The following is a 26,798-nucleotide window of genomic DNA, read 5'->3' as shown; positions in this document are numbered from 1 at the left end:
CCCAATAATTCATTCTCTATGCAGGCGCTCTACCCGAAGCGATCCAGGGTTCGCAATCTTGCGGAAATTGCTCCGTGCGCCCTCTCCGCCCGGCAGCCAACGAAGGCGCCGGGCTTTATTTTGTGGGTTAGGCCAGAGCCCGGTCTTCACGGGACTCCAAGGAGTTGCTTTCCTCACTGTCGAGCGTGAAAGTTTCCGCATCCATCTCCGGCAACTCCACGTCGTACATTTCACTATTGGTTTCCACGCTCTCCTCTTGCGGCAGTTTGAAGCCGGCAACAGATTCACGCAGGGCACTGGCGGTCTGCGCCAGATTACCAATGGACTGGGCAGTAGCCTGTGTACCGGCAGAGGTCTGCGAAGTAATCTCCTGAATCACGTTCATGGTGTTGGAGATGTGGCCAGCAGAGGAAGCCTGCTGGCGGGCGGCGTTGGAGATGTTTTGAATCAAAGAGGCCAAGTTGCTGGATACATTCTCGATCTCTTCCAGCGCAACACCGGCGTCCTGTGCCAAACGTGCACCACGTACCACCTCTGTGGTGGTCTGCTCCATGGAGATTACCGCCTCGTTGGTGTCAGACTGAATCGCTTTTACCAGGCCTTCAATCTGTTTGGTTGCCGCGGCAGAGCGTTCCGCCAGTCGCTGAACCTCGTCCGCAACCACGGCAAAGCCTCGACCGGCATCACCCGCCATGCTCGCCTGAATGGCAGCATTCAGTGCGAGGATGTTGGTCTGGTCGGCAATGTCATTAATCAGACTTACGATATCGCCGATCTCCTGGGAAGATTCACCCAGGCGCTTGATCCGTTTGGAGGTGTCCTGAATCTGCTCCCGGATATTATCCATGCCCTTGATGGTGTTCTGTACCACTTTGGAACCATTGCTTGCGATCTGTACCGAGCGCTCGGCAACCTGAGCAGATTCGGAGGCGTTAGCAGATACCTGGTCAATGGTGACCGCCATTTCGTTCACCGCGGCAGAGGCCCCGGCAATCTCCTGAGCCTGATGCTCGGAAGCCTCGGCAAGGTGCAGGGCTGTCTGCTGGGTTTCCTGAGAAAGCCCGGATACTTCCTGTGCGGTACCGTTAATTCGAGATACCAGCACACGCAACTGGTCGATGGTGAAGTTGATAGAGTCTGCAATCGCACCGGTAAAGGCCTCGGTTACCGTTGCAGAGGTGGTCAAGTCACCATCGGCGAGGTCAGCAAGCTCATCCAGCAGCTGCATAATCGCCTGCTGGTTGCGCTCATTGGTCTCGGCTTCTTCCATCAGACTGCGGCGGGTACCGGAGAAGGCCATTCCCATCATGGCAAAAATTAACAGCACGAATGCTGCAGCCAAAATGGTAATAGTCATATTGTTTGGCTGACGTTCATCGGCCAAGTTCACAATACGGTCGTTCAGAGTACTGAGAGCCTCAAGCAGCTGTGGCGAGGATGCAATAATGCCGTTGGTTGCCTGACGTGATGCAAACAGTGCCGGGGTTGCTTCGAAGATCTCGCGAACAGACGAACTTACAAATTCAAACAGTTCGGTAATTTCATCGAGCGAGCGGCGCGCTTCCTCATCGGTAATGCGGGAGATACCCATCACTACATCACCGCTCTTCATGCCATCTACCACTTTACCGAACAGGCTAGCATCGGTATTAAACTGGTCGGCTGCGCCTTCGGCATCGTCATCACCCTGCAGCATCTTGTCGATGTTTCGACCGATTCGCTCAGCCCGCCATACCTGTAACTGAGCCTGTTCAACCTGATTAGCGGGGGCATTATTAGCTAGCAGAATTTCCACAATATTGTTGTGCTCAGCCTGCAATTCCGGCAGGGAGTCACTCAAAGTGGTGGCAACATCGTTCAGGAAGATAATCGTTTCTTTGTTACCGGTAATCGTTTCCACCTGCTCGCGCAACTTACGCCAAACGGTACCGTAAGTCGCTAGCTCAGCGTCCAACGCCCTGCGGCTGCCTTTATCCATTCCCTGCAGCTGATTCCAGGCGTTAGCCATCTGCCCGGAAACTTTTTCCAGCTCGGCAAACGCTTCATCGTCTCCGGAAGTGGCCGCCGGTGCATAGGAGACCAGCTGATAGGAAAGTGCGCGAAGTTCAGCAACTTGCTGTAAGTACTCTTTATCGCGATCACTGCGGGTCTGCACCAAATAGATACTGACAATCAGCCCCGCCAGTACGGCGAGTACCAGCAGACCCAAACCCAGCGCAGCAGGGTTACTGCGAAACGCGGAAAAGGAGCTCTGGGAGCCTGTTTTCATAGTTTACTCCTAGCGGGCCCAAGCATTAGGCCGGTTTAATACCACTGAATATTTAACGCTTTAATGACAATGGCCCTCAGCCAGTGCGAATATCCCTGCACCGCTTTAGGGTCCCCCCAACATCTCAAAAGCTGCGAGATGCCGAAAATTCAATCGGACCTTAATGAGTGGCAGCATCCATGAAATGAGGGTCTTTGAGCAGAGCCCGCATGTCGAACACCAGCCACCGGTCCTTTTGTAAAATAAACTGGCCATGCACCATCGGCGCAAATGGCTCAATTAAATCTGTTGGTGCTTCACGGGCATATTCAAATGCCAAATGCTGCATTCCGTGCAACCTGTCGACAATCAACCCCACGTAGGTTTTTTCCCGCTCCAACACCAGAACCCTGCGCTGTTGGCGCTGGCCCGAGAGGTGGCCGCCGTAAAAGGCTGCGAGATCAATCAGGGGTAACAGGCGGCCGCGAACATTAGAAACACCTTTTACCCAGGGCTGAACGCCGGGAATAAAGGTGTGCTGCGGCACTTCGAGCAATTCCACAACATCATCCATTGAGGCGACGAAGTTGTGGCCGAGTAAAGAGAAACCGATTCCGGTCCAATAGGGTTTGATTTCTCGGCGGCCGGGCAGGCCGGTGGCCTGCGCTTTAGCTCGCCGAGCGATATCAACAAGTGCTAGATAAGGAGTTTGTGACTGCACGCTGAGCAGCTGGCCGTCAGGCCAACACCTCCCCAATTGCACTCAACAATTTGCCCTCATCAACGGGCTTGGTGAGATAAGCTTTTGCGCCCTGGCGCATACCCCAAACCCGGTCGGTATCCTGATCTTTGGTAGTCACCATAATGATCGGTATCCCCGCGGTGTTGCCATCCTTACTCAGCTGGCGTGTGGCCTGGAATCCATTTAACCCAGGCATCACAATATCCATCAAAATCAGATCTGGTCGCTGACTGCGTGCAACATCCACACCATTTTCACCATTGGGTGCGGTGATTACCGAATGGCCATGCTTTTCAAGTATTGTGGTCAGCTTGTGTGTTTCGGTAGGAGAGTCATCAACTATTAATACTCTTGCCATCATTTCCCCCATGACTTCTTCGAATTGGCAACTGCTCAATAAATGACAGTGCTTGGCAATTTGTTGTATTTATTTTGATGGCATGTGCCAAGTCTGCACTTACTGCCAATGCACTGCCAGACTACAGAACCTTCCACCACAGGCAGATGTGGTGAACGGTATGTCTGTTAATTCATCCCCCCCAAAGAGCGAAGGGGTCGGTCCAAAAAATCAGACCATTTTTGTTAGTGATTACTTAGGCTGCGTGGTGCGGCTTTGCGTGAGCGGAAATTGCTCCCAACAGCTCGCTTTTACTAAATGGCTTTGTCAGATATTGATCACAACCAACAACGCGGCCTTTCGCTTTGTCGAACAAACCATCTTTACTCGACAACATCACTACTGGAGTGGAGCGGAATTCACTGTTGTTTTTAATCAGCGCACAAGTCTGATAGCCATCCAGGCGCGGCATCATGATATCGACAAAAATAACATCGGGACGGGAGTCCGCGATTTTCGCCAACGCATCAAAACCATCTGTAGCAGTGACGACCGTGCAACCTGCTTTTTGTAGCAGAGTCTCGGCAGTGCGGCGAATTGTCTTACTGTCGTCAATCACCATTACAGTCAGACTTTCCCAGTTAAGCTCCATAGTCTTTTTTGAATCCCCTGTTTACTTATTTTCGGGCACGCGAAAATTTTTATCTGCACCCTTTTTTGAGCCGCTTGCGGGGCCTGGGTGTCTATCTTTGCCAAGATCGCACACTGGGTGGAACTTTTATCACAGAACCCCAGGTGAATCTAGCCGCGCTGAAGCACCGCAGACCTTATGGTGCAAATAATCACCACTTTTTATTGCCAATCCAGACAACTTATCTAATTAAGTTGCACCTAGACGAAGCTGCTCTTACCTTATCCACCCTACAAGTTGGCAGTGGCAACATTTCAATCAGCCACAACCACCGCGGCGCGGGATCAAAAATCCCTTCAACTACGGAAGCTAAGATGAATTACTCCCTCGGTGTGGTGATGGACCCCATCGCCCAGATCAATTTTAAGAAAGATACGACACTCGCACTGTTACAGGCCGCACAAGACAGCGGTTTCCAGCTGTTTTATTTTGAGCAAAGCGACCTGTATCTGGACAATGGCCGCGCCATTGGTAAGGGCAGACCACTGAGGGTATTTGACGATGCCGAGCGTTGGTTCAGCCTGGAAGAAGCCAGGGAGATGCCCCTTGGAGAACTCGATACCATTTTAATGCGTATCGACCCCCCCTTCGATAATGAGTACATTTACTCCACTTACATCCTTGAAGCGGCTGAGCGCGAAGGTGCATTAGTCGTTAACAAACCGCAGTCCCTGCGGGACTGTAATGAAAAAATTTTTGCAACGACTTTTCCCCAGTGCTGCCCGCCTGTATTGGTCAGCAAGGATATGCAGCGCCTGAGGGAGTTTCATAAAACCCATCGGGATGTCATTTTCAAACCCCTCGATGGCATGGGTGGCGCAGGTATTTTTCACTGCAAACCGGACGGCGCTAATTTAGGCGCCATTCTGGAGATGCTCACCCAGCACGGCCGCCAGCAAATCATGGCGCAGCGTTATATTCCCGAAATTAAAGATGGCGATAAGCGCATTCTGGTTGTCGATGGTGTAGCCGTACCCTACTGCCTAGCCAGAATTCCCGAGGCGGGTGAAACTCGCGGCAACTTAGCCGCCGGTGGCCGTGGTGAAGCGCGGCCACTGACTGATCGAGATCGATGGATCGTAGAACAAGTCGCCCCCACCCTGAAGGAAAAAGGGCTGTTATTCGTCGGTCTGGATGTTATCGGTGATTACCTCACGGAAATTAATGTCACCAGCCCAACCTGTGTGCGTGAGATTGATGCGGCCTACGATACTTATATCGGTGCGCGACTAATGAGCGCCATCACACACCGTCTGGCACAAAAGCGCTAAACTGCGCCTTTAACTTGAATGACTCCCACCAGTGAACGGGCCGGATGGGAATGCCGAGCGTTACGCTCGGCAAGATATAAGCAGTAACTGATAATAGATAATGAATTCCACCGCCAACACGACGCCAAATTATGCAGACCAGCGCGAGCGTTTTACGTTCTCGCTGTTTCTCGCTGGCGCCATTCACGCGCTTTTGATTTTTGGTGTGACTTTTGCCGAGCCTGAAGGACGGCAAGCCGCACCAACCCTGGAAGTTACTCTGTCACAATATAACTCGCCACAAGCACCGGAAGATGCCGACTACCTGGCCCAACACAACCAGCAGGCCAGCGGCACGGCAGATACCCCAAAGGAACTGTCCAGCAATCGTCGCGCCGAATTTGCTGATACGCAAATTCACGATGTTAATCCTCTACCACAGCAGCAAGCCGCACGGCCTGCTGACCAGCGCCGCCAGTTGATCACCACGATCGGCGATAGCCCTATGCAGGCCCCGGAGCTACCCGCCGAAGACAAGTTTTCCGAAGAGAAACGCGGCGATGCCCCAAATGATCTAGCCAGGACAAATCCAAAGATTGCCAGCCTGCAAGCGCGCCTGGATAAAATTCGCCAAACTATTGCCCAGCGCCCGCGAGTGCGACGCCTGACCTCAGTGGCAACCAAAGCCTCTGCAGATGCCGCTTATCTGCACGAATGGCGCCAGAAGGTGGAAGCAATAGGTAGCGACAACTTCCCCGCGGAAGCCCTGCAGCAGAAAATCACTGGCAGCCTGCGCATGATGGTGCGCTTGCTGCCCTCAGGCGCGGTGGAGGAAGTAATGATTCTGGACTCTTCGGGAGAGCGAATCCTCGACGATGCCGCCCAACAGATTGTACGCCTGGCAGCCCCCTTTGCGCCTTTCCCAGCAGAGATTCGCAAGGAAGCTGACCGCCTCGAAATTATCCGCACCTGGCGCTTCGATTTAACTGGCTTCTCCACTACCGCAGGTGAGCTGCCCGAGCGCGGCTAAACTTGCCTTGCACGCAAGCGACCTAGAATCCAACTATGCCCAATTCGAACATTGACAGCGACCTAACCCATGGCAGCTTGCGCGGCCAATTCCTACTGGCCATGCCCGGCATGGAGGACCCGCGCTTCAAGCACAGCATCGCTCTAATTGTTGAGCACAGCCAAGAGGGGGCTATGGGCATAGTGATCAACGCCCCCAGCAAAGTGCACTGGCGAGAGGTTTTTGAGCAGCTGTCGCTGAAGGACTCCAGCCAACGTGGCGATGAAACTGTCCTGCTGGGCGGGCCTATTTCTCCCGAGCAGGGCTTTGTCCTACACGGTGCCGGCGTACATTTCGACTCGACGAGCGAAATCAATATGGAAATCAGTCTTACAGCTTCCAGGGATATTCTCGAGTCACTGGCCTCAGGACATGGCCCCGACGATGTGCTGCTAGCGCTGGGCTACGCCGGCTGGGGGCCAGGACAATTGGAGCAGGAACTGGCGGAAAACGCCTGGCTGACTCTACCGGCAGAACCCGAAATCCTGTTTGCCACCCCAGTGCAAAAACGCTGGCAAAGTGCTGCCGCTCGACACGGTATCGACCTCTCAGGGCTCGGTTCACAGGCCGGACACGCCTAGCCCTTCCCGGTTATCATCCGGCCCAAGATTGATCCCTCTAATACCGGATGTTCCCCTTGATGAGTAAACCCATTACCGCCCTCGCCTTCGATTTTGGCACCCGCTCCATCGGCCTCGCCTTTGGCCAGAGCCTGACCGGCAGCGCCAAAGAGCTGCCACCACTGCCGGCAAAAGACGGCAAACCGGACTGGGACAAGGTCCAACGACTGATCGACGAGTGGAAGCCACATTATTTGCTTGTGGGTTTACCACTGAATATGGATGGCAGTGAGAGTGAATTTGGTGTTCGTGCACGTAAATTTGGCCAGCGCCTGCACGGGCGCACCGGGCTACCGGTGGAAATGATTGATGAGCGCCTCAGTACCCGCGCAGCCAAAGAGGAGGCAGCGGAACGCGGCCACCGCGGCAGCTACGCCGACAATCCAGTGGATTCCATTGCCGCGCGTATCATTCTTGAGGACTGGCTGCGCACACGCGCCTGATATCCGCTCCCAGAATCTGTGCAAGCTGAGCCATAGCTGCCGCCGCTCTGATAGAATTACCCGCCCACACAAATGAGTGATCGAGCCCAATGCCCATTTCCCGTATCCGCATCGCTACGCGCGAGAGCGCCCTGGCCCTATGGCAAGCCAATTATGTTAAGGATCGCCTGCAGCAGGAGCACCCTCAGCTGGAGGTAGAGTTGCTGCCAATGACCAGTCGTGGCGATCAGGTGCTGGATATCCCCCTAACCAAGGTGGGCGGCAAAGGGCTCTTTGTCAAAGAGCTGGAAGTGGCCATGCTGGAGGGACGCGCGGATATCGCCGTACATTCTATGAAGGATGTGCCGATGGAATTTCCTGAAGGCCTCTACCTGCCAGTTATTTGCGAGCGCGAGGACCCGCGTGATGCCTTCGTCAGCAACCGCTTTGCCAATTTGGAGGAACTGCCACAAGGCGCGATTGTGGGCACTTCGAGCCTGCGCCGCCAGTGCCAACTTCTGGCGCAGCGCCCCGATCTGGAGGTCAAGTTCCTACGCGGCAACGTAAACACTCGCCTCGCCAAACTGGATGCGGGAGAGTACGACGCTATTATTCTCGCTGCCGCCGGGCTGCTACGCCTGGAGATGCGTGAGCGCATTCGCAGCTTTCTCCCCTCCACAGTATTGCTGCCCGCCGGCGGCCAGGGCGCTGTCGGCATCGAAGCCCGCAAAGACAGCGAGCTGGAAGCCCTACTGCAACCACTACACTGCCATGAAACCGCCGCGCGACTCAGTGCAGAACGCGCACTGGTTAAGCGCCTGAACGGCGGCTGTCAAGTTCCCATCGGCTGTTATGCCGAGCTGGAAGGCGACGCTCTGTGGCTTCGCGGCCTGGTCGGCAGCCCCGATGGCACCCGCATGATCCGCGCCGAAATCCGTGGTGCAGCCATTGATGGCGAAGCTCTGGGCGTTCAACTCGCTGAACAGTTGCTGGAGCAGGGTGCCGACAAAATTCTCGACGCGATTTAAGCCCAGGACAGATCCATATGGCCAAGCGCCTGCAAGGCAAGCGCGTACTCACCACGCGCCCCGCCCATCAAGCCGACACCTGGGGCGCGCTATTGCGCGCTACGGGCGCGGAGGTTGACACTATCCCTATGTTGGCTATTGAGCCCCTCATTGATGAGGCGGCTCAGCAGGCCATTAAAAAACGGATTCTCGATTTCGACCAGGTGGATTTTGCCATTTTCGTCTCCCAGAATGCGGTGTGCTACGCCGTCGACTGGCTGGAGGATTACTGGCCACAGTTACCCCAGGGGCCACGATACCTCGCTATTGGCGCGGCCACGGCTAAAGCATTACTGATGCGTGGTATACCCTGCGAGCACAGCGGCGAACACATGACTTCCGAGGACCTGCTCGCCCTGCCCACCCTACAAGAGGTTTCAGGACTTCGGGTACTGATCTTCCGCGGCACTGGCGGACGCACTCTTATTGGCGACACCTTGCGCGCACGGGGTGGGCGTGTGGATTACTGTGAACTCTACCGTAGGTCCCTACCTGCAGGTGCCCCAGCGGATTTGGCGGGATATTCTTTCACCCCGGATGCCATCACGGTCCACAGTGGCGAGACTCTCGCGAACCTACACAGCTGCATTGAGCGTACAAATTGCGCGCACCTCCTCCAGGCTGCCCTTATCTGTCCCAGCGCGCGCGTCGCGGAGCAAGCCCGTGCTCTGGGTTTTATCTATACCAGCAGTGCTCAGAATGCCGGAGACAGCGCTATGCTAGAGGCACTGCTCAGGGCGCTAAACTGAATTGCTCTCGAATTTGCTGCCCTATTGGGTTAAAAATCTCAAAACGACGCCACCGGCGCTATTATGGTCGGTGCCACTCGCTATAATTCGACGACAATTACCAGCTGCGCCCCAAGCCCATGACCAACGAAAAACCCAAGGACAATCCTTCCACCCCGGCTAACGAACTCACTTCCGATGTACTGGACAAGGGGGGGAGCAAGAGCAATTTTGCCAAAGCAGCAGAAGGCAAAACTGATAAGGCCGCTAAAAATGTGATGCCTAAAAAGGGCGGGGGGCATTGGTGGTGGCTGGTCTTTATTCTGCTGCTTATCGCTTTGATCGCTTTTGCCTGGTACAGCTGGCCCCAACTGCGCAACCGCATCGCACAGCTGGACTTTTTCCCTGCCAAACAGACTGTGTCCACACAGAAAGCCGAATCACAAGGTGAAGTCACATCGCCAAATATTTCTACCGGGCCTGATACTTCCAGCCAAGCCCGCGAAGGGACAACTTCTACTGCACCCGCTGCACGATCTACTGCCGAACCTCCTTCCATAGAACCCCAGCAGGCAGAAGCGCCGAGCGTCTCCCCACAGAACCAGCAGCTTGATCAACTTCAACAGACAGATACTGAGTTGCGCAATCAAATACAATCGCAAACGCGTACTATTTTGCAGCTACAGCAACAGCTAGCGGCTCTTCAGCGCAGCCTCACCGCCCAGGGCAACCGGCTCAGTGAGCTGGGTAATGTGAGCCGGGAGGACTGGCAGCTGGCCGAGGCCGACTACCTATTGCGAATGGCCAATCAACGGCTGATGCTTGAAGACAATAGCCGCGCCGCTCTGGGCCTGGTTGAAAAGGTCGACACCATTTTGCGCCAAGTAAATCTTCCCGATCTCTACGGAGTGCGCCAACAGTTGGCACGGGATATCACCGCTTTGAAACTCGTGGAAAATATCGATCGAGAAGGCCTCTATTTACGCCTGCGCGCCCTGGAAGAGCAGTTGATCCGCGCCTCTATACAGCCGCAATTCGATATGACCCAAACTCCAAGGGAGGTGGCAAAAGCAGAGCCCACGCCTGATAACCAATCCGCATGGGAGCGCAGCTGGCAAATTTTTACCAACTTCCTACGCGACTCTGTTCGCCCCATCGATGGCGATATCAACCCGGTAATGCTTTCCCCTCAAAGCGAGGCACGCTTTCGCCAAACCCTGCGTCTAAATATGGAGCAGGCACAACTGGCTCTATTGCGCGGCGATAGCACCGTTTACAAGGACGCTCTTGATAGCGCCCGCGAGCTGCTTCTGACTTATGGCACAGCCAATTCCCAGCGCAACACACTCGCGCAACAACTGGCAGAACTCAGCAAACAGCCCATTCAGGCGCAAATGCCAGACCTGAATGCCTCACAGGTGGCTCTCTACAATTACATTGAGCGGCTGCACAAAACGTCAGGGTATGGCACCGGCACCGCCGAGGAGGTCAGCCAGTGAGAAAGGTCCTTTTTGCTGCTGTCGCCCTATTACTTCTCGGTGCCTTACTGCCGCAGATAAATCAGAATTACCCCGGGTATTTGGTAATCGGCTTCGGTGGCGAACTCAACAAAGGCTATGAGATGAATCTCTGGTTCGCCATAGTCGCGCTAGTTGCCCTTTTGCTCGCCCTGTTTCTTCTCACCTGGATAAGCCGCAGTCTCTTTCGCGCTGTGCGCGGCAGCGTCGATCGCCTACGCTTTGGCCGCCAGCGGGTCGCCCGCAGACGTCTCACTAGTGGCCTGGTGGAGTTTATGGAGGGCAACTGGTCACGTGCCCGACGACAACTTTTAAAAAGTGCGCCGCGCTCCGAGGCGCCACTGATTAATTACCTGGCTGCCGCGCGCAGCGCTCATGAGCTTGGATTTCGCGAAGAAGCCAATGAGTTGCTGGCAAAAGCCGAAGCCTGTGGCGATGACACTGGCTTGGCAGTGGCTTTGAGTCAGGCCCGTATGCAGCTACAGGATAAACACTACGAACAGTGTATCGCCAGCCTCAAGCGAGCCAAGCAATTAGAACCTAAGCACCCGGCTCTGCTACAGATGCTCAAGCAGGCCTATTACGCTTTGGGGGACTGGAGCAACCTGAGAGAACTTCTCCCTGAATTAGAAAAGCACGCCAATATGTCCGAAGAAGACCGACAAAAACTAGAGCGGGAAGTCTACGAACATCAACTCATCGAAGCCGCAAACCGAAACGACAGAGAGAAACTACACGACATCTGGCACGGCCTGAATGGCCGCTGGCAACGCAACGTAGAGCTTCGCAGTCTCTTTGCCCGTCTGCTGCACCAAAGCGGTGATGACAGTGCCGCGGAAAAACACCTGCGTTGGCTACTAAACCGTGAGTGGGCTCCCAAGCTGGCCGATCTATACGGCCGCCTTGCCGGTGCCGACGCAGCGGCTCAGCTCTCTGCTGCAGAGGGCTGGCTCAAGGAATATGGTGAGAGTGCCGACCTGCTCACCTGTCTCGGGCGCCTGAGCTTACGCAACGAGCTGTGGGGAAAGGCACAACAGTATTTTGAGAAGAGCCTGTTGTTACGTCAGGACCCCGCAACCTCTGCAGAACTGGCACGGCTATTTAAAGCACTCGGCGAGAAGGACAAAGCCTCGCGCTTGTTTGAGGAAGGGCTGATGCAAGCTGTTCCAAACTTACCTCCTGTATCCATGCCCAGTCAGGACAAACCCCTGCTCGGGGTACACGCCTAACCGTTTCTCCAAGGGTCCAGATAATCTGGGCCCTTTTCCTGTTATACTATTTGCCCCATAGTAGTAAGCCTCCGCATCCTTTTTGAGGCTTGCTCCATGACACCGTCACAGCAATATCTCTCATCCTTCGCTATTTTATTTTCCATTCTCTTATCACAGGTGACGCTGGCTGCTGACAACCCAATCCAGCCACAAGATAAGCTGCTGAGTGACTACGAGTACCCCTATCCGGTTAAGACTCTAGAGCTATCCAAATTAAGCCAGCCTGTGGCCATGGCCTATATGGATATTTCTGCGAACAAGCTTGTACCCTCTAAGGGAACAGTACTGCTTCTGCACGGTAAAAATTTTTCCGGCGCCTACTGGAAAGATAGTATCGCCGCGCTCACAGAACAGGGCTACCGTGTTATTGCTCCAGACCAAATTGGCTTCGGAAAGTCCAGTAAGCCATTGATGCAATACAACCTGCACGGTATGGCTACAGATACCAAATTTCTGCTCGACAAACTCAAAGTGGATCAGGTTTCTGTCGTTGGTCACTCCATGGGAGGCATGCTGGCTACACGCTTTTCTTTAATGTACCCGGGGATGGTGAGAAAGCTCGCCTTGGTAAACCCAATCGGCTTGGAGGACTGGAAGCGCGTCGTACCATACGAACCCCTGGAACAAGCCATCCTTAGAGAGCAGGCACAAACACCCGAAGGGATTAAGAGCTATATGTCCAGGGCCTATTTTGATGGGAAATGGAGGAAGTCCTACGATTCCCTACTCGATATTCAGGCCGGCTGGTCACTGGGCCCTGATTCTAAGCATATAGCCAAGATTGATGCCCTCACTTCAGAAATGGTTTTCACACAGCCGGTTATCTATGAATTCGCAGATCTCACTGTACCTACCTTACTGATTATCGGTACCCGGGATCGCACCGCGATTGGCCGCGCCCGCGCTGCCGAACCCATTAAAAAGGCTCTGGGGCGTTATGACCTATTGGGTAAAAAAGCGGCTGCCATTATTCCAGATGCGAAGTTAACAGAACTTGATGGGGTCGGGCACATACCGCAGTTCGAGGCCTTCAACGATTATTTCGAATCCCTGAGCCAGTTCCTTAAGGAGGAGACTCAGCGGGATTCCGATTGAAAAATTTCTTTCAACCTAAATCAGCCCCACTTGACTGAAATAGCCTCAATGGAAAAACAAAAGCTTTCCAGGCGGCAATAAAATTCTCTAGCTTGGGGATTTTCACTAAATCTATATCGTAAAGCGGCGAAGCTTCTGTTCACCTTTACACCAGAAAAAAAGAAAAATTTATAAAACAGCGCCACTTAAAGGGAGATCTAACTTGGATCAGGAACAGAAGGCATCCGTAAAAAAGCTATTTGAAAGCTACCTGACCAAGCTGAATAAGAAAAAAATTGCTCGAAGCTATTAGATATTTGCGAACATACCAGCAAAAAGAAGCATCGCTAGGAAAGTAATTATTCCCTGCAGAATCGCAATAATTATTGCTTTCAAAAATCCAGTACCCAATACCAACATATAGGCAATAGCCGCCAGTGGAATAGTCAAGAGAACCCCGGCGCTGTCACTCACACCGGGCAACATGCCGCCCACTATTCTCTGTACAATTAATGCCAACAATAAAGCAAAAAGACAGTGGAAAACTCCTGTATTTCTCGCCCCCATCATGGCAGCAGCCATTTTTAATGGCAGGACTAAGACTGCCACCATAATGATTACAAAAAGAATCAATTCCATTTATCACCCCTCCCTCATATTGTAATTATTTACCCTAATCCCCAGGACCATCATGATGTAATTTGTTTATCGACCACTAAAAGCCAGACAAGAATGTCATCAAATGTTAAATATATTGGTCGACTGCATAATTAACATGCAATATAGCATCGAAGTATAGAAGAGATTACATCATACTACCTAAGTCACATTTGGTTGAATTAGACGCACAAAAAAAGCTGGCAGAAGAATCATTACCAGCTTTATTGCAAGAAAGAGTGATATACAGAATTGATTGATTTGACAGTTTACTTACGTACTAGACGCATACTCGAAGGCTTTAGAGCTCCATTTTCCATATAGCTCTCTGAACGGATGATCCCTTCACTCTCCAACCACTCAAAGCCCAAACTATGTTGGTGATTGGCTTCTAAATCCAAAAGATTGGTAGCATCTTTGAAAGAAAATACCAGCTGTCCTCTTTCACCACTTGAACTAAGCTGCAAACGGGGCTGATTTCCTTGAGGGCAATAGTGGGTTGCCAATAAATTGCCATTATCCATATGATAGATAGTGAGCGAATGAGATTTACCCTTATACAGCCAATTCTCTACCAAAACAGAGGCTCCGGCAGTCTGGGAAAATTTAATATAAAAATTCCCCCCTGTATCGCCTTCCTTTTTCCAATCTCCACTAAGTGATTTTATTCGCTCGAAAGCTTCCTTACTCTTCAGGTTAGTCTCTCCTGCATTCACCATAAGTGGAAAACAACACAGGACGACTGAAAGAATTTTAATTATATTCTCTTTGGCTCTAATCATAATTGGTACTCCTTTTCCTATAGTGAGAGAGCTCAACCCAATGATACCCATTGGAACTTCCTCAATCACCGAAAAAACCTATTAATGGATTTTCAGAAACTTCAGATACAACCTTGATCACTTTATCTTATTTATGATTATTATATTTGCACTAAACGTCTGGCAATATGCCTCATCGCCTCGGCTGACTTACTATCCATACCACGGTTCATTAGTATAATAAAGCCATCCTTACGGTCTGGGTCAAAATACATAGCAGTAAAAACCCCCAGATCTGACCCCATATGCCCCACAAGTCCATCGCGATCTCTCCAGAAAAAGCGTTGCGAATCAGAAACCGATTTGGGCAACTGCAAACGAAACATTTCTTCATACATGGTATCAGACAAGAGTTTCGCCCCTGATTTATCCCGGTTATGAAGGACTGCCAGTAGGAAATCACTAAGGTCTGCAATACTTACGCGAACACCACCATCCGGATACTGTGGATTACCATTGTGAGGATATGGATGAAATTTTTTATATTCGAAAGGTGGCTTAATAAACCTTCCCACAAAATAATTTATTTTGCTTGATTCATCATCAGTACACAGGCCGACAAATGGTACACATTGCTCTACTTTATAAGGCACAGCTATAGAATTCAGATCCATCCCATTAAGTTTCCAGCTTGCACTTTCCATTTCCAAACGGTGAAAAAGGGTATCCTTGCTATAGTCAGCGAGGGTTTGGCCTATTGCAGACTCCACTAGAAGGCCCGCCAAACCTGCAGATAAATTGCTGTATTGCCGTCTTTTCCCCGGCATAGATTTCAGATAATGGTCTCCATTATTGTACAGACTACCTTCCTTAGTAAGGAGAGCACGGAGGTGTTGCTCAAGACTAATTTCTGGGTCGCGGTTTTCAGAATAAGTGGCATAGTCATAGTAATCCGCAATACCTGCAGTGTGACTTGCCAGATTTCTTAAAGTAATTTTTTCACCCCTTGTATGTGGATTATCCACCTTAAATGGTAAATAGGTATTGATATCCCGATTGAGCTCCAAATTTCCATTATCGACCAATTGCAATAACGTTACGCCCATAATAGGTTTGCTAATTGATGCGATATTAAAAGGGGTATTCTGGGTAACTGCCTCACCAGATTCCACATCCGCCATTCCGTAGACTTGCTGAAAAACAAGCTTACCGTCTTTTACTCTTGAGACGGCCATACCAGGAATAGCCGCCTCTTTCATAATTGTGGGCAGAAATTCTTCAATATTGGTAATCTCGGCGCTTCTCTCCTGCTGGCTTGGCAATATAGCCCAAAATCCGAAAACGCCAACAATCATTAAGCTGACAGCATAAAGTACTCTCATTTAAATATTCCCCACAATTAATCAAAGACGGCCATAAAGCTGATACCGAGATTTGACGTTATCAGCTTTATCTATAGATGCGGGAATATGGAAAATGGTTAAATGCTAAGAAATTAGCAACTAGAGCGCCTCTTGGGACGCCCTATGGAAGAACAACTAAAATAAAGTAGGACCAGTAATTATTCAAAACCTAGTTTGGACCAGATTTCATCGACTCTCTGGACCACCTGTGGATCTTTCTCGATAGGATTACCCCACTCTCTGTTGGTTTCTCCCTGCCATTTATTAGTAGCATCAAAACCAATCTTCGAACCCAAGCCAGAAACTGGCGAGGCAAAATCCAGATAATCAATCGGGGTGTTTTCCACCATCACCGTATCACGCGCGGGGTCCATACGGGTTGTCATAGCCCAAATTACATCTTTCCAATCTCTTGCATTCACATCATCATCGGTAACGATAACAAACTTGGTATACATAAACTGGCGCAGGAAAGACCAGACTCCCATCATTACCCTTTTGGCATGACCGGGATACTGCTTTTTCATAGTTACTACAGCTAGCCGATAGGAGCAGCCTTCAGGTGGCAAGTAAAAATCGACAATTTCAGGAAATTGTTTCTGTAAAATAGGCACAAATACTTCATTGAGTGCCTCGCCAAGGATCGCGGGTTCATCCGGCGGACGGCCAGTGTAAGTACTGTGATAGATGGGGTTTTTCCGGTGGGTGATTTTCTCCACGGTAAACACCGGGAAACGGTCCACCTCATTGTAATAGCCCGTATGATCCCCATAGGGACCTTCATCGGCCATGTCATCGGGGTAGATAAAACCTTCCAACACATACTCAGCACTGGCGGGAACCTGCAGATCACTGAGCAATGCACCAGTTACTTCGGTTTTATCTCCACGCAATAGCCCGGCAAAGGCGTATTCCGACAGGCTATCAGGTACCGGGGTCACTGCTCCCAGTATTGTGGCCGGATCTGCGCCAAGTGCTACAGCTACAGGATAGGGCTCCCCGGGGTGCTTCCGGCACCAATCACGGTAATCCAACGCACCTCCCCGGTGGCTGAGCCAACGCATTATCAGTCGGTTTTTACCGATTAACTGCATGCGATAAATACCCAGGTTTTGGCGCTTCTTCTCTGGCCCACGAGTGATCACCAATGGCCAGGTTACCAATGGAGCCGCATCTCCCGGCCAGCAGGTCTGAATTGGCAATTTGGTGAGGTCTAATTGAGCTTTATCTACTACCACCTGCTGACAGGCTGCACCCTTGACCACCTTCGGCCCCATATTGAGCACTTGCTTGAAAACCGGCAGTTTTTCCCAGGCATCGCGCAAATTCTCAGGCGGTTGAGGTTCCTTGAGGAAGGCGAGTAATTCACCCACCTCACGTAGGTCATCAATGCTCTCACGCCCCATCCCAAGCGCTACTCGCTCAGTGGTGCCAAACAGATTGGCGAGCACCGGCGTATCAAAACCGATAGGATTTTCAAAAAGTAATGCAGGACCTCCCGAGCGCAGAACGCGATCAGAGATTTCTGTCATTTCCAGATTGGGGTCTACAGGGAATTTAATCCGTTTGAGCTGGCCACGCTTTTCCAACAATTGGATAAAATCACGCAGGTCTTTGTATTTCATGGGCTGCCGGTCAAGAAGAAAAATCCAGCGCGCAGTGTAAAACAGAAATTACAAAATGGGGAACAGCCCCCAGGATAGGGTGCCAATTGAGAAAAGGAAGAAACGACCCGCAAACAAAATGCTGCGGGTCGCAAAAAACTTAAGCTAGCCGTAGCTTAGAAGCGAGGGCGACGCGGACGATCTTCGCGAGGCTTAGCTTCGTTTACGCGGATGTTACGGCCAGACATAGGCTGGTCGTTCATCTCTTCGATCGCTTTGCGCGCTTCGTCATCGTTAGGCATTTCTACGAAACCGAAGCCCTTAGAGCGGCCAGTCTCACGGTCAGTAATAACAGTAGCCCGAGAGATCTCTCCGAATGCGCCGAAAGCTTCGTGCAGGTCGTCAGAGGTTACCGCGTAGGCCAGATTTCCAATATAGATATTCACAAAAGGTTCTCACTAGATGTGTGGGCTGTCGTGCAGTCACAAATGAATAACCAGCTCCACCAGATTATCCATTTGAGATTGGCCCTTTTCCGGGATTACCCCTGGGCCAATTCGGTCGGGCGTCATGCTATAAATTTCATACCCAGCGCCACGATGTGGAACTTTATATGCCTTATAGCTCGCCTTTTCAACATTAATTCACGCAAATAATTACTTTGTGCGCTTCAGAATATAAAAGGCGCCGATGTGGGCGCCTTTTATATGAAAAAATTATTTCCGTTTCATGGATAGGAAGAATTCGTCATTTGTCTTGAAGTCTTTCAGCTTGTCCACCAGGAATTCAGTTGAGGCTACATCTTCCATATCATGTAGCAACTTGCGCAAGATCCACACCCGCTGCAGCTCGCCCTCAGGCATCAGCAGCTCTTCTCGACGTGTTCCCGAGCGTCGAACATTAATTGCCGGATAAACACGTTTTTCCGCGATCTTACGATCCAACTGCAACTCCATATTACCCGTGCCTTTAAACTCCTCGAAAATCACCTCGTCCATCTTCGAGCCAGTATCAATCAGTGCAGTAGCAATAATAGACAGACTTCCGCCTTCTTCAATATTCCGTGCGGCGCCAAAGAAACGCTTAGGTCTCTCGAGGGCGTGGGCATCCACACCACCAGTCAATACCTTACCGGAACTGGGTACCGTGGTGTTATAGGCACGCGCCAGACGGGTAATAGAGTCCAACAGGATGACCACGTCTTTCTTGTGCTCTACCAGGCGCTTGGCCTTTTCGATAACCATCTCGGCAACCTGCACGTGACGTGCCGGAGGCTCATCAAATGTAGAGGCAACCACTTCTCCGCGCACCGAGCGCTGCATTTCGGTAACTTCTTCCGGACGCTCATCAATCAGCAGGACAATAAGGTGGCACTCTGGATTGTTGCGCGTGATAGCCTGAGCCATATTCTGCAACATAATCGTTTTACCGGCTTTTGGCGGCGCCACGATCAAACCCCTCTGGCCCTTACCAATCGGCGCAACCAGATCAATAATGCGGCCAATCAGGTCTTCGGAAGAGCCATTTCCACATTCCAGGGTTAAGCGATCGTTGGGGAAAAGCGGGGTGAGGTTTTCAAAAAGAATCTTATTGCGGGCATTTTCCGGTTTATCGAAATTAATTTCGTTAACCTTTAATAGAGCGAAATATCTCTCACCCTCTTTTGGTGGGCGAATTTTTCCGGAAATTGAGTCACCCGTGCGCAAATTAAATCGACGAATTTGGCTGGGGGAAACATAGATATCATCCGGACCCGCAAGATAGGAGGAATCAGCGGAACGCAAAAATCCAAAACCATCCTGAAGGATTTCCAATACGCCATCACCGTAAATATCTTCACCGCTTTTGGCGTGGCGTTTGAGAATATTAAAAATAATATCCTGTTTACGCGACCGGGCCAGGTTTTCCAGGCCCATGCCTTTGGCTATTTCAATCAACTCTTCAATGGGTTTGGTTTTTAATTCGGAGAGATTCATACCAATTGCTTATTAAGGTTTCTGTTGTCATTGGCGCGGACACGCCGGAAATAATTTGAGGAGGGGTTTGAAAATCAGAGATTTGCTCGTTTATTTGCCCGGTACTCCAGGACTCCATGCCTTTCAAAAGCGTAATACTCATTGGCTTTAGCTTTCCAACACTAAGCGTTATAGGGAAAGCCGTCTCAATTAAGCTCAATTCGAGGAATAAATACGCCGGGAATAGTCAGGGACCTATGGGGGGGCGTTTTCTTCAGCTGGTCGTCACTGGATTCACAGCTGACTGAACTATTACAGAATTACAGCCAGTATAACGGGTGTTTCCCATCCTGCAAAGAAATTTGCCTTCTTTGCAGGATGAATTAACCGGGATTAAAGCTGGCTATCGATAAACTCGGTCAACTGGGCGCGAGACAGGGCGCCAACCTTAGTGCCTTCCACATTGCCACCTTTAAACAGCAGCAGGGTAGGAATACCGCGTACATTGTACTTTGCTGGAGTTTCTTTGTTGGCATCCACGTCAACTTTGACGATTTTCAATTTTTCGCCATAGTGACCAGAGAGGTCTTCCAGGACCGGAGCGATCATTTTGCACGGACCGCACCATTGCGCCCAGAAGTCCACCAGCACCGGACCTTCAGCCTTGAGAACCTCGGCTTCAAACTCAGCGTCGGTTACGTTGATGATTGCGTGCTCGCTCATAATGCTTTCCTGTTCTTAAGTTACTCGATGCGGGGACACCGCAGGCGCATCATCTCACGATGCCGGCTGTGGTAATACAGCTGTACTGCGCCGATCAGCCCAGAGTTTGGGGCATTAATTCCGTTTTCAAGCCCTGCTCAGATATCAGGCCTGCTCTAAAAACCGCTGAAGAATCTCATCAAGATAGTCAAAGCCAAAGGCACTGGCAGCAATACGGCGCTCCAGCGGCTGTACCAGATCCATAGCCATCAGCCCCGGCCAATGTCGCTGCAGGGCCTCCAATGATAGGCCGGTATAGCGCTCAAAAGTATCTACCGGTACACCCTCGACCAGGCGCAGGGCGTTCATCAAGAACTCGAGAGGCAAATCGCTGAACTCTATTGAATCAATATGGGGCTCAGCCAGTGCGCGCTGCAACAACTCCCCCCCTGGGGTGCAATCGATAGGTAGTCTCTTGGAGTTCGCGTACGGCGACTGCGCAATATTTTCCCCTCTGCGGGCAAGCTGACCTTACCATGGGCTCCGGCACCAATACCCAGGTAATCGCCAAAGCCCCAATAGTTGAGGTTGTGGCGCGACTCCAGCCCCCTGCCACTGTAGGCGGACACCTCGTAGCGAAAGTACCCCTCCGAGGCAAGGAACTCGCGCCCGTGACTCTGCATACTGGCGATCAGCTGTGAACCCGGTGTCGAGGGGGGAGCGCTGTAGAACGCTGTATTGGGTTCAATGGTTAATTGGTACCAGGAGATATGTTCAGGCGCCAGGGAGACAGCGCGCTGCAGGTCTTCCAGAGCCTCAGCCTCTGTCTGTCCAGGCAGGCCATGCATCAGATCGAGATTGATATTATCGAAGCCGGCCTTCCGCGCCATCCCTAGGGCCTCACTGGCCTCTTCACCGCTGTGGATACGGCCCAGATTGTGCAACTGGCTACTGCTAAAACTCTGCACGCCAATCGAGAGTCTATTAACCCCTGCGGCCCGATAGCCGGTGAATTTAGCCTGCTCGAAAGTACCCGGATTGGCTTCCAAAGTTATTTCAATATTCTCACTGAAGCCAACCAGCTCCTCAGCCATTATCAGGATCTGGCCGATTGCTTCGGGAGAAAACAGGCTCGGGGTACCACCACCAAAGAAAATCGAGCGCAGCTTGCGTCCCTGCACCCAAGGCAGCTGGCTGATCAAATCACGGCGCAGTTGCGCCACATAGTCCGCCTGTGGGAGAGCATACTCCGTATCCGTATGATCTCTGCTCGCCTGGTGGGAGTTGAAATCACAGTAGGGACATTTGCGCACACACCAGGGGATATGTACGTAAAGGCTAAGCGGCGGTAACTGCAAACTATGGTTTCTATCCTGCAAGATCGGTACCCAGCATAGTTTCCTGCCACATCGTTTCAAATGCCACCACTCCCTGGGCGCGGTGGCTAATGCGGTTTTTCAGCTCTCTCGGCATCTGCGCAGAGGTCATCCCTTCCGCATCCACAAAGAACAGGGGGTCGTAGCCAAAGCCCTGCTCACCGGCAGGCTCAGTGAGTATATGGCCACGCCACTGGGCACTACATACTAGGGGGACAGGGTCATCAAAACTGCGTACAAAGGCTAGTGCACAATGAAAACTGGCACCACGACGCACCTCTTCGATCCCTTGCAAGGCCTCAAGCAGCTTGTTGTTATTGCGTGCATCCGTAGCACCCTCGCCGGAATATCGCGCCGAATAGATTCCCGGCGCACCACCGAGCACATCCACTGCCAACCCAGAGTCATCGGCTAGCGCCGGGAGGCCGCTAATGCGGCTGGCGTGACGTGCTTTGATCAGGGCATTTTCAATAAAGCTGAGCCCCGTCTCCTCTGTATCACTCACACCGAATTCCGACTGTGGCAGAACCTCGATGTCCCAGCTGTTGAAGAGTTGGGAAAATTCTCGCAATTTGCCGGCGTTACCGCTGGCCAAAACAATTCTTTTTAACATGCCGTATCAAATAAAAAACGGGCTCTGGGCCCGCAAAGGATTCAGTTTAATTGAGAAGTCTTTCTTGATCACACAGCTTGCAGCCGTATAAACAGAGAGAATCGCTCACTCAGATCATTCACCATTGCCGCTAGAGCTTGCGACGGAAGGAAATTGTCTGTTTCTTGCCATTGGGCAGGGTCACATCCACATTGAAGGTGAGAGTTTCCTCTTTTTCAAAGCGCAAGGGTGCCAGATAGTAAACCGCGTCGCCTTCCCGAATTTCTTTAAACTTCAGCGGTCGCGACTGCTGAATCAAGTTTGTCGCATTGCCGGACATCTCCGCACTAAGGCCCTTGGTACCACCATCTTTTTTCACCACAGAGACATTCACGTAGGCGCGGTCTTTAGCCCTCACCAGTTGGTACTGTTGGGCGATGTCCGGCTGGATAAAGTCACTGTTGAACACCGAGAAAATCACCCGGTAATCTCCGAAGTCCTCGTAATTCTTAATAACACGGGCCTGTTGTGCCATGGCACTAGCGGTCAGGAAGAGCAGCGTAAGAGCAGCAGCGACATTAAAGTTGCGGTTCACGGGTCACCTCCAATTGTTATGAGCGCCCTTTCAACTGAATAACCGGGCAGACCCGGCGGTTTGGCCAGAGCGATAATCACCCATATCAGCAGTTTGCCCCAGAGACCCGGAACAAAAACTTGGCGCAGATATTAGTTTAGCGAGTCAGGTGGTATATCGCGGTCTCACCGAATAAATTTGGCAAAAAGTCTTTAAAGACCACCCCTAATTTCGACTCAGATACTACCTGGCGGTGCAAAATAGTCCAATCGTTCTGCCCGCACAGCACCTCGAAGTCTCGAAAAGTACAAAAATGAATATTGGGTGTGTCATACCATTCAAATGGTAATAAATCGGAAACCGGCATACGCCCAGAAAAAGCCAGGTGCCAGCGGGCCTTCCACTGGCCAAAGTTGGGGAAGGTGATAATACAGTCGCGCCCAACTCGTAACATTTCACCCACTACCAGATGCGGGTGCCTCAACGTTTGCAGGGCCTGGGTCATTACCACGGTATCGAAACTGGCATCGGCGAAATTGGTAAGCCCCGCATCGAGGTTTTGCTCGACGACATTGACCCCACGCTGCACACAGCGGTGTATCTGCTGCGCATCTATTTCCAGTCCGTAACCGACAACGTCTTTGTTCTTCTGCAACTGTTCCAGCAGTTCACCATCACCACAGCCCAGGTCTAGTACTCGGCTTGCGGGTGCTATCCATTCCTGGATTACATTGAGATCTATACGCATGCGGGCTGCCCTGCTTTGTGCTCCAGCGCTACACGCTGCATGTAGGCACGAAAGACGCCCTCGTAGCGCTTATTTGGCAACAGGAAGGCATCGTGTCCCATGGCGGACTCTATTTCTGCATAGCTCACCGCTTGATTGGCGTGCATCAACGCATCGGCGATTTCCCGCGAGCGGCTGGGGGCGAAGCGCCAGTCCGAAGTGAAGGAGATCAACAGGAAGCGGCAACGCGCATGGGCAAAAGCCGCTACTGGGTCGTCGTTGTACTCCCGTGCGAGATCAAAAATATCCAGCGCTCGTGTCATAAGGATGTAGGTATTTGGATCGAAACTGCTGGAAAAGCTATCACCCTGGTAGCGCAAATAACTCTGAATCTGGAACTCCACCTCTTCGTCAACGCCCTGCTGGAAGCTTCCGGAACGCAGTTCACGACCAAATTTATGCGCCAAACCATCATCGGAAAGATAGGTAATGTGGCCAATCATGCGCGCGACGGCCAAACCTCCACGTGGCAGTTTCCCCTCCTCCAGATAGCGCCCTGCACAGAAATCCGGATCCGAGGTTATCGCCTGACGTGCGGTCTCATTGAAAGCAATATTCTGCGCCGAGAGTTTCATCGCCGAAGCAATCACCACGCAATAGCGCAAGCGTTCCGGGTACTCCAGAGACCAACGCATGGCCTGCATTCCCCCCAGGCTGCCACCAATCACTGCGGCCCACTGCTCTATGCCAAGAATATCGGCCAAGCGCGCCTGGCTGTGTACCCAGTCGCGCACTCGCAAGGAGGGAAAATCCGGGCCCCAGGGTTTACCCGTGGCGGGATTGATAGAGACGGGCCCGGTAGAACCATGGCAGCCGCCCAAGTTATTGACCGCCACCACAAAAAACCTATTGGTATCGATGGGCTTGCCGGGACCGATATAGTGGTCCCACCACCCTGGGCGCTTGTCCTCGGGGCTGTGTCTACCCGCAGCATGGTGGTGACCGGATAACGCATGGCAAATCAAAACCGCGTTACTTTTATCGGCATTCATTTCGCCATAGGTTTCATAGACTAGGGTGTAGTCCTGTAAAACACGCCCGCAGGCCAACTGCAGAGGTTCACAAAACTTGTGGCTCTTTGCTGTTACAAGACCTACAGAGCCGTGATCTGCTGTACTGGGTGCCTCGCGGGAGGGGCTGGAGTTTTCCGTGGACAAAGTAATTATATCTGTCGGGTTATTTGGCGGTTGGTTATTGTCACTGCAGCAAGTGTACGGGAGTGCTGCAACTTATGACAATTAGCAACCGCCGGCGAGTGTGTTAAGTCGTCAGAGCTGGTTTCAGTGGGGTGACATTGTGCGCGCGCGGCGCCGGCGCCAAAGGCTGTGGTGCCGAAGTACTGTAGCGCAGCAAGTCCTCCAGTGCGGACAGGGCCCGATCATTGCGCAGTACCTCATCCTCTAAGGTACGCAAATCGGTGTGCCGACTTCGGGTTTTCTGCTTCAGCTCGGTCAATTTGATCAAGTGCCGATTCAGAAGATGTTTTTGGTATTGCGTATGTTGCTTGAGTGGTTCCAGAGCCTGCTCAAGCCAGTTTTCTGCCGCGGCACCCATTTCGCTATAAAGGCGCCCTACCTCACTGGCCAGGGTCGTAACAAAACGCTCGCTCAAACGGTTGCGCCGCGCCAGTAAAAGCTGTGGGGAGCGTCGCAGCTGGGCCGCCTGGCGGTGTAGGCCGCGCAGGGTGATACGGAATTGGCGAATGGTGAAGTACTGTTCGGCACTGTCCACCTTCTTCAGGCTGGAACGCTCAAAAATCGCATCCAGCAGTCGATTCGCCTGATCCACTTCCCGCTCTAAGGTGGCTAACTGGCAATCGACTCCCTCCATAAAGGTATCGATGGCCTTGGCAAGTCCCATGGGTGTCCAACGCTTATGCAGCGCCTTACTGGTTTCATCAACCAACCGTTGCAGCTGCTGTATGGTAATAGGCGCGAGTAGGGCCGTACTCTGCCGCATTAGCATGCGCTGGCTGGACTTTAGGGTGAGTAACTCCTGATGGCAGAGCTTATGTTGCTCACGCACAGTCTGCTGCAACTGGCCCAACTCGGTCAGTTGCTCCTCAGTGCTGGCACTATTGCGCTGCAAATGCATCAGCGCGGCACGGCCGCTGTTGAGCCGGCGCTTGAGCAGATCGCGGGTATCCGCCATCAACGTCAGGGCCTGGTGCAGAGAGCGGTGTTCCGCCACTTTTTGGCGGTGCTCCAGCAAACGTTGAACCAACAGCTTTTCAAAATCAGTAAAACAGCTGTTGCGCAAAAGTTCGACATCCTGCTGTTGACGCGCTAACAGGGCCATTTTTGCCGAGACTCCGGTGACACTCTCCTGTGGCAGGGACAGTAATTTTGCGACCTGAGAACGCATGCGCCGCAACAGTTGCTGCGCATCTTCATCTGGATCATCCCAAAGCACATCCACTTTATTCAGCAGCGCCATAACCGGAGTGCCGCGATGTTCACGCAGAGGAGCCAGGTGGGTCTCCCACATATTCATATCAGTGCCACTGACACCGGCATCGGCGGCCAGCAGAAATGCGACGGCCTGGGCGCCAGGCAGTGTGCTCAGAGTCAGTTCCGGCTCATTGCCCAGAGCGTTGAGTCCCGGTGTGTCAATAATCCGCAGGCCTTGATCTAACAGTGGATGAGGCAGGCAGATCAGCGCATATCGCCAGGCGGGAATTTCCACCAAATTGCCTTTGTCATCCAGGTGGCGGCGATCGAAGCCATAACGCGCAGCCTCCTCCGGCAACACCGATTTGGTGGCGGCCACTTTTAGCAGAGCTTCGCGGGTCGCATCGGGATTATTGGCGTCGAACTCGTGCGTGACCCACTTCTGTGGAATTCGCCGGAAGCTCTCAAGGCTGGTATTGGTCGCCAGGGTCTCAATGGGCAACAGGCGCAGGCTGGCGCGCTCTCCGCCATCGCTAAAGATCTCCGTTGGGCACATGGTGGTGCGGCCGGGTTTGGAGGGTAGCAGCCGCTGACCGTAGGTCTGTGCCAAGAGGGCATTGATCAGCTCGGTTTTGCCACGGGAAAATTCTCCCACAAACACCAAGGTGAACTGATCATCGCTGAGAAGCGCACGGGCCTGTTGTACAACTTGGCAGGCGCCGGCAGAGTTGGGGAAATGCTGCTGTAACCACTGACTGAACTGGGCGAATTGTCGATCCAGATTCTTTTTCCAGCGATCGTATTCAGAGATATGTTGGCGTAGGAGTGCGTCTTCCATTTCACAGTATTCTTGTAATTTATACTCTGCGGGCTACCGACCCAAAACACTCAAAGCTGAGTTGGTCCAGTAGCCGTTAGTATAAAAGTCTAACACTGCGCCAAATGCGATCCAGTGCGCGCG

The 26,798-nt window shown here is 52.0% G+C and carries 27 protein-coding genes; 9 read left to right on the top strand and 18 right to left on the bottom strand.

Going from position 1 to position 26,798, the window contains the following annotated elements; translation table 11 throughout:
* Positions 1-127: 127 nt before the first annotated feature.
* From MJO52_RS01190 to pilG, 4 genes are all read right to left on the bottom strand, one after another.
* Entirely contained in the window at positions 128-2,269 is a 2,142-nt protein-coding gene (locus MJO52_RS01190; RefSeq protein ID WP_252084184.1) for a methyl-accepting chemotaxis protein, read from the bottom strand.
* A 160-nt stretch (positions 2,270-2,429) separates the two neighbouring features.
* A complete protein-coding gene (locus tag MJO52_RS01185) occupies positions 2,430-2,969 on the bottom strand; it encodes a chemotaxis protein CheW (RefSeq protein ID WP_252084183.1) in 540 nt (179 codons plus the stop codon).
* A 16-nt stretch (positions 2,970-2,985) separates the two neighbouring features.
* Entirely contained in the window at positions 2,986-3,348 is a 363-nt protein-coding gene (gene pilH / locus MJO52_RS01180; protein ID WP_252084182.1) for a twitching motility response regulator PilH, read from the bottom strand.
* Positions 3,349-3,583: 235 nt separating this feature from the next.
* On the bottom strand, positions 3,584-3,979 hold the full coding sequence (gene pilG / locus MJO52_RS01175; RefSeq protein WP_020413651.1) for a twitching motility response regulator PilG: 396 nt from the start codon (positions 3,977-3,979) through the stop codon (positions 3,584-3,586).
* A 353-nt stretch (positions 3,980-4,332) separates the two neighbouring features.
* On the opposite strand from pilG, the gene gshB reads away from it, so the two are divergent.
* The 9 genes from gshB (at position 4,333) to MJO52_RS01130 (ending at position 13,057) form a co-directional block, all read left to right on the top strand.
* A complete protein-coding gene (gshB, locus tag MJO52_RS01170; RefSeq protein ID WP_252085942.1) occupies positions 4,333-5,289 on the top strand; it encodes a glutathione synthase in 957 nt (318 codons plus the stop codon).
* Positions 5,290-5,389: 100 nt separating this feature from the next.
* Positions 5,390-6,298, top strand: coding sequence for an energy transducer TonB (locus MJO52_RS01165; protein ID WP_252084181.1), 909 nt, complete (start codon positions 5,390-5,392; stop codon positions 6,296-6,298).
* 35 nt (positions 6,299-6,333) lie between these two features.
* Entirely contained in the window at positions 6,334-6,918 is a 585-nt protein-coding gene (locus MJO52_RS01160) for a YqgE/AlgH family protein (RefSeq protein ID WP_252084180.1), read from the top strand.
* A gap of 59 nt (positions 6,919-6,977) precedes the next feature.
* Positions 6,978-7,400, top strand: coding sequence for a Holliday junction resolvase RuvX (gene ruvX, locus MJO52_RS01155; protein ID WP_252084179.1), 423 nt, complete (start codon positions 6,978-6,980; stop codon positions 7,398-7,400).
* 89 nt (positions 7,401-7,489) lie between these two features.
* Positions 7,490-8,407, top strand: coding sequence for a hydroxymethylbilane synthase (gene hemC, locus MJO52_RS01150; protein WP_252084178.1), 918 nt, complete (start codon positions 7,490-7,492; stop codon positions 8,405-8,407).
* Between the two features lie 17 nt (positions 8,408-8,424).
* Entirely contained in the window at positions 8,425-9,195 is a 771-nt protein-coding gene (locus MJO52_RS01145; RefSeq protein ID WP_252084177.1) for a uroporphyrinogen-III synthase, read from the top strand.
* 119 nt (positions 9,196-9,314) lie between these two features.
* Positions 9,315-10,673 (top strand): uroporphyrinogen-III C-methyltransferase, encoded by a 1,359-nt coding sequence (locus tag MJO52_RS01140; RefSeq protein ID WP_252084176.1) that lies wholly within the window; start codon positions 9,315-9,317, stop codon positions 10,671-10,673.
* Positions 10,670-11,920, top strand: coding sequence for a heme biosynthesis HemY N-terminal domain-containing protein (locus tag MJO52_RS01135; RefSeq protein ID WP_252084175.1), 1,251 nt, complete (start codon positions 10,670-10,672; stop codon positions 11,918-11,920). The genes MJO52_RS01140 and MJO52_RS01135 overlap by 4 nt, the downstream gene beginning before the upstream one ends.
* A gap of 96 nt (positions 11,921-12,016) precedes the next feature.
* A complete protein-coding gene (locus MJO52_RS01130) occupies positions 12,017-13,057 on the top strand; it encodes an alpha/beta fold hydrolase (RefSeq protein WP_252084174.1) in 1,041 nt (346 codons plus the stop codon).
* 288 nt (positions 13,058-13,345) lie between these two features.
* Here MJO52_RS01130 and MJO52_RS01125 read toward each other — a convergent pair whose 3' ends face one another.
* The 14 genes from MJO52_RS01125 to MJO52_RS01065 form a co-directional block, all read right to left on the bottom strand.
* The gene (locus tag MJO52_RS01125; RefSeq protein WP_252084173.1) at positions 13,346-13,675 is read right to left on the bottom strand and encodes a hypothetical protein; all 330 of its coding nucleotides are present in this window, start codon (positions 13,673-13,675) and stop codon (positions 13,346-13,348) included.
* A gap of 287 nt (positions 13,676-13,962) precedes the next feature.
* A complete protein-coding gene (locus MJO52_RS01120; RefSeq protein ID WP_252084172.1) occupies positions 13,963-14,475 on the bottom strand; it encodes a hypothetical protein in 513 nt (170 codons plus the stop codon).
* A 140-nt stretch (positions 14,476-14,615) separates the two neighbouring features.
* Positions 14,616-15,836 carry a serine hydrolase domain-containing protein gene (locus MJO52_RS01115; RefSeq protein WP_252084171.1) on the bottom strand — a complete coding sequence of 407 codons (1,221 nt, stop codon included), beginning with the start codon at positions 15,834-15,836 and terminating at the stop codon, positions 14,616-14,618.
* Between the two features lie 179 nt (positions 15,837-16,015).
* Entirely contained in the window at positions 16,016-17,482 is a 1,467-nt protein-coding gene (ubiD, locus tag MJO52_RS01110) for a 4-hydroxy-3-polyprenylbenzoate decarboxylase (RefSeq protein WP_252084170.1), read from the bottom strand.
* Between the two features lie 155 nt (positions 17,483-17,637).
* On the bottom strand, positions 17,638-17,907 hold the full coding sequence (locus MJO52_RS01105; protein WP_108731407.1) for an RNA recognition motif domain-containing protein: 270 nt from the start codon (positions 17,905-17,907) through the stop codon (positions 17,638-17,640).
* Positions 17,908-18,177: 270 nt separating this feature from the next.
* Positions 18,178-19,437: a transcription termination factor Rho gene (gene rho, locus MJO52_RS01100; RefSeq protein WP_108731406.1), complete on the bottom strand. Its 1,260-nt coding sequence runs from the start codon at positions 19,435-19,437 to the stop codon at positions 18,178-18,180.
* Between the two features lie 372 nt (positions 19,438-19,809).
* Complete coding sequence (trxA, locus tag MJO52_RS01095) at positions 19,810-20,139, bottom strand: thioredoxin TrxA (RefSeq protein WP_252084169.1); 330 nt, start codon at positions 20,137-20,139, stop codon at positions 19,810-19,812.
* A 144-nt stretch (positions 20,140-20,283) separates the two neighbouring features.
* A complete protein-coding gene (locus tag MJO52_RS21355; protein ID WP_353505460.1) occupies positions 20,284-20,559 on the bottom strand; it encodes a hypothetical protein in 276 nt (91 codons plus the stop codon).
* Positions 20,517-21,497: a radical SAM family heme chaperone HemW gene (gene hemW / locus MJO52_RS01090; RefSeq protein WP_353505459.1), complete on the bottom strand. Its 981-nt coding sequence runs from the start codon at positions 21,495-21,497 to the stop codon at positions 20,517-20,519. The genes MJO52_RS21355 and hemW overlap by 43 nt, the downstream gene beginning before the upstream one ends.
* Entirely contained in the window at positions 21,487-22,107 is a 621-nt protein-coding gene (gene rdgB, locus MJO52_RS01085; RefSeq protein WP_252084168.1) for an RdgB/HAM1 family non-canonical purine NTP pyrophosphatase, read from the bottom strand. Before rdgB ends, hemW begins: the two co-directional genes overlap by 11 nt.
* A gap of 130 nt (positions 22,108-22,237) precedes the next feature.
* The gene (locus MJO52_RS01080; RefSeq protein ID WP_252084167.1) at positions 22,238-22,681 is read right to left on the bottom strand and encodes a DUF4426 domain-containing protein; all 444 of its coding nucleotides are present in this window, start codon (positions 22,679-22,681) and stop codon (positions 22,238-22,240) included.
* A 136-nt stretch (positions 22,682-22,817) separates the two neighbouring features.
* Positions 22,818-23,408: a methionine biosynthesis protein MetW gene (gene metW, locus MJO52_RS01075; protein ID WP_252084166.1), complete on the bottom strand. Its 591-nt coding sequence runs from the start codon at positions 23,406-23,408 to the stop codon at positions 22,818-22,820.
* Positions 23,399-24,604 carry a homoserine O-succinyltransferase MetX gene (metX, locus tag MJO52_RS01070; protein ID WP_252084165.1) on the bottom strand — a complete coding sequence of 402 codons (1,206 nt, stop codon included), beginning with the start codon at positions 24,602-24,604 and terminating at the stop codon, positions 23,399-23,401. The genes metW and metX overlap by 10 nt, the downstream gene beginning before the upstream one ends.
* A gap of 103 nt (positions 24,605-24,707) precedes the next feature.
* Positions 24,708-26,675: a dynamin family protein gene (locus MJO52_RS01065; protein ID WP_252084164.1), complete on the bottom strand. Its 1,968-nt coding sequence runs from the start codon at positions 26,673-26,675 to the stop codon at positions 24,708-24,710.
* Between the last annotated feature and the right edge of the window lie 123 nt (positions 26,676-26,798).

The sequence above is a fragment of the Microbulbifer variabilis genome, assembly GCF_023716485.1.
Taxonomy (GTDB): Bacteria; Pseudomonadota; Gammaproteobacteria; order Pseudomonadales; family Cellvibrionaceae; genus Microbulbifer; species Microbulbifer variabilis_B.
This window is presented reverse-complemented; position numbering and strand designations above follow the sequence as displayed.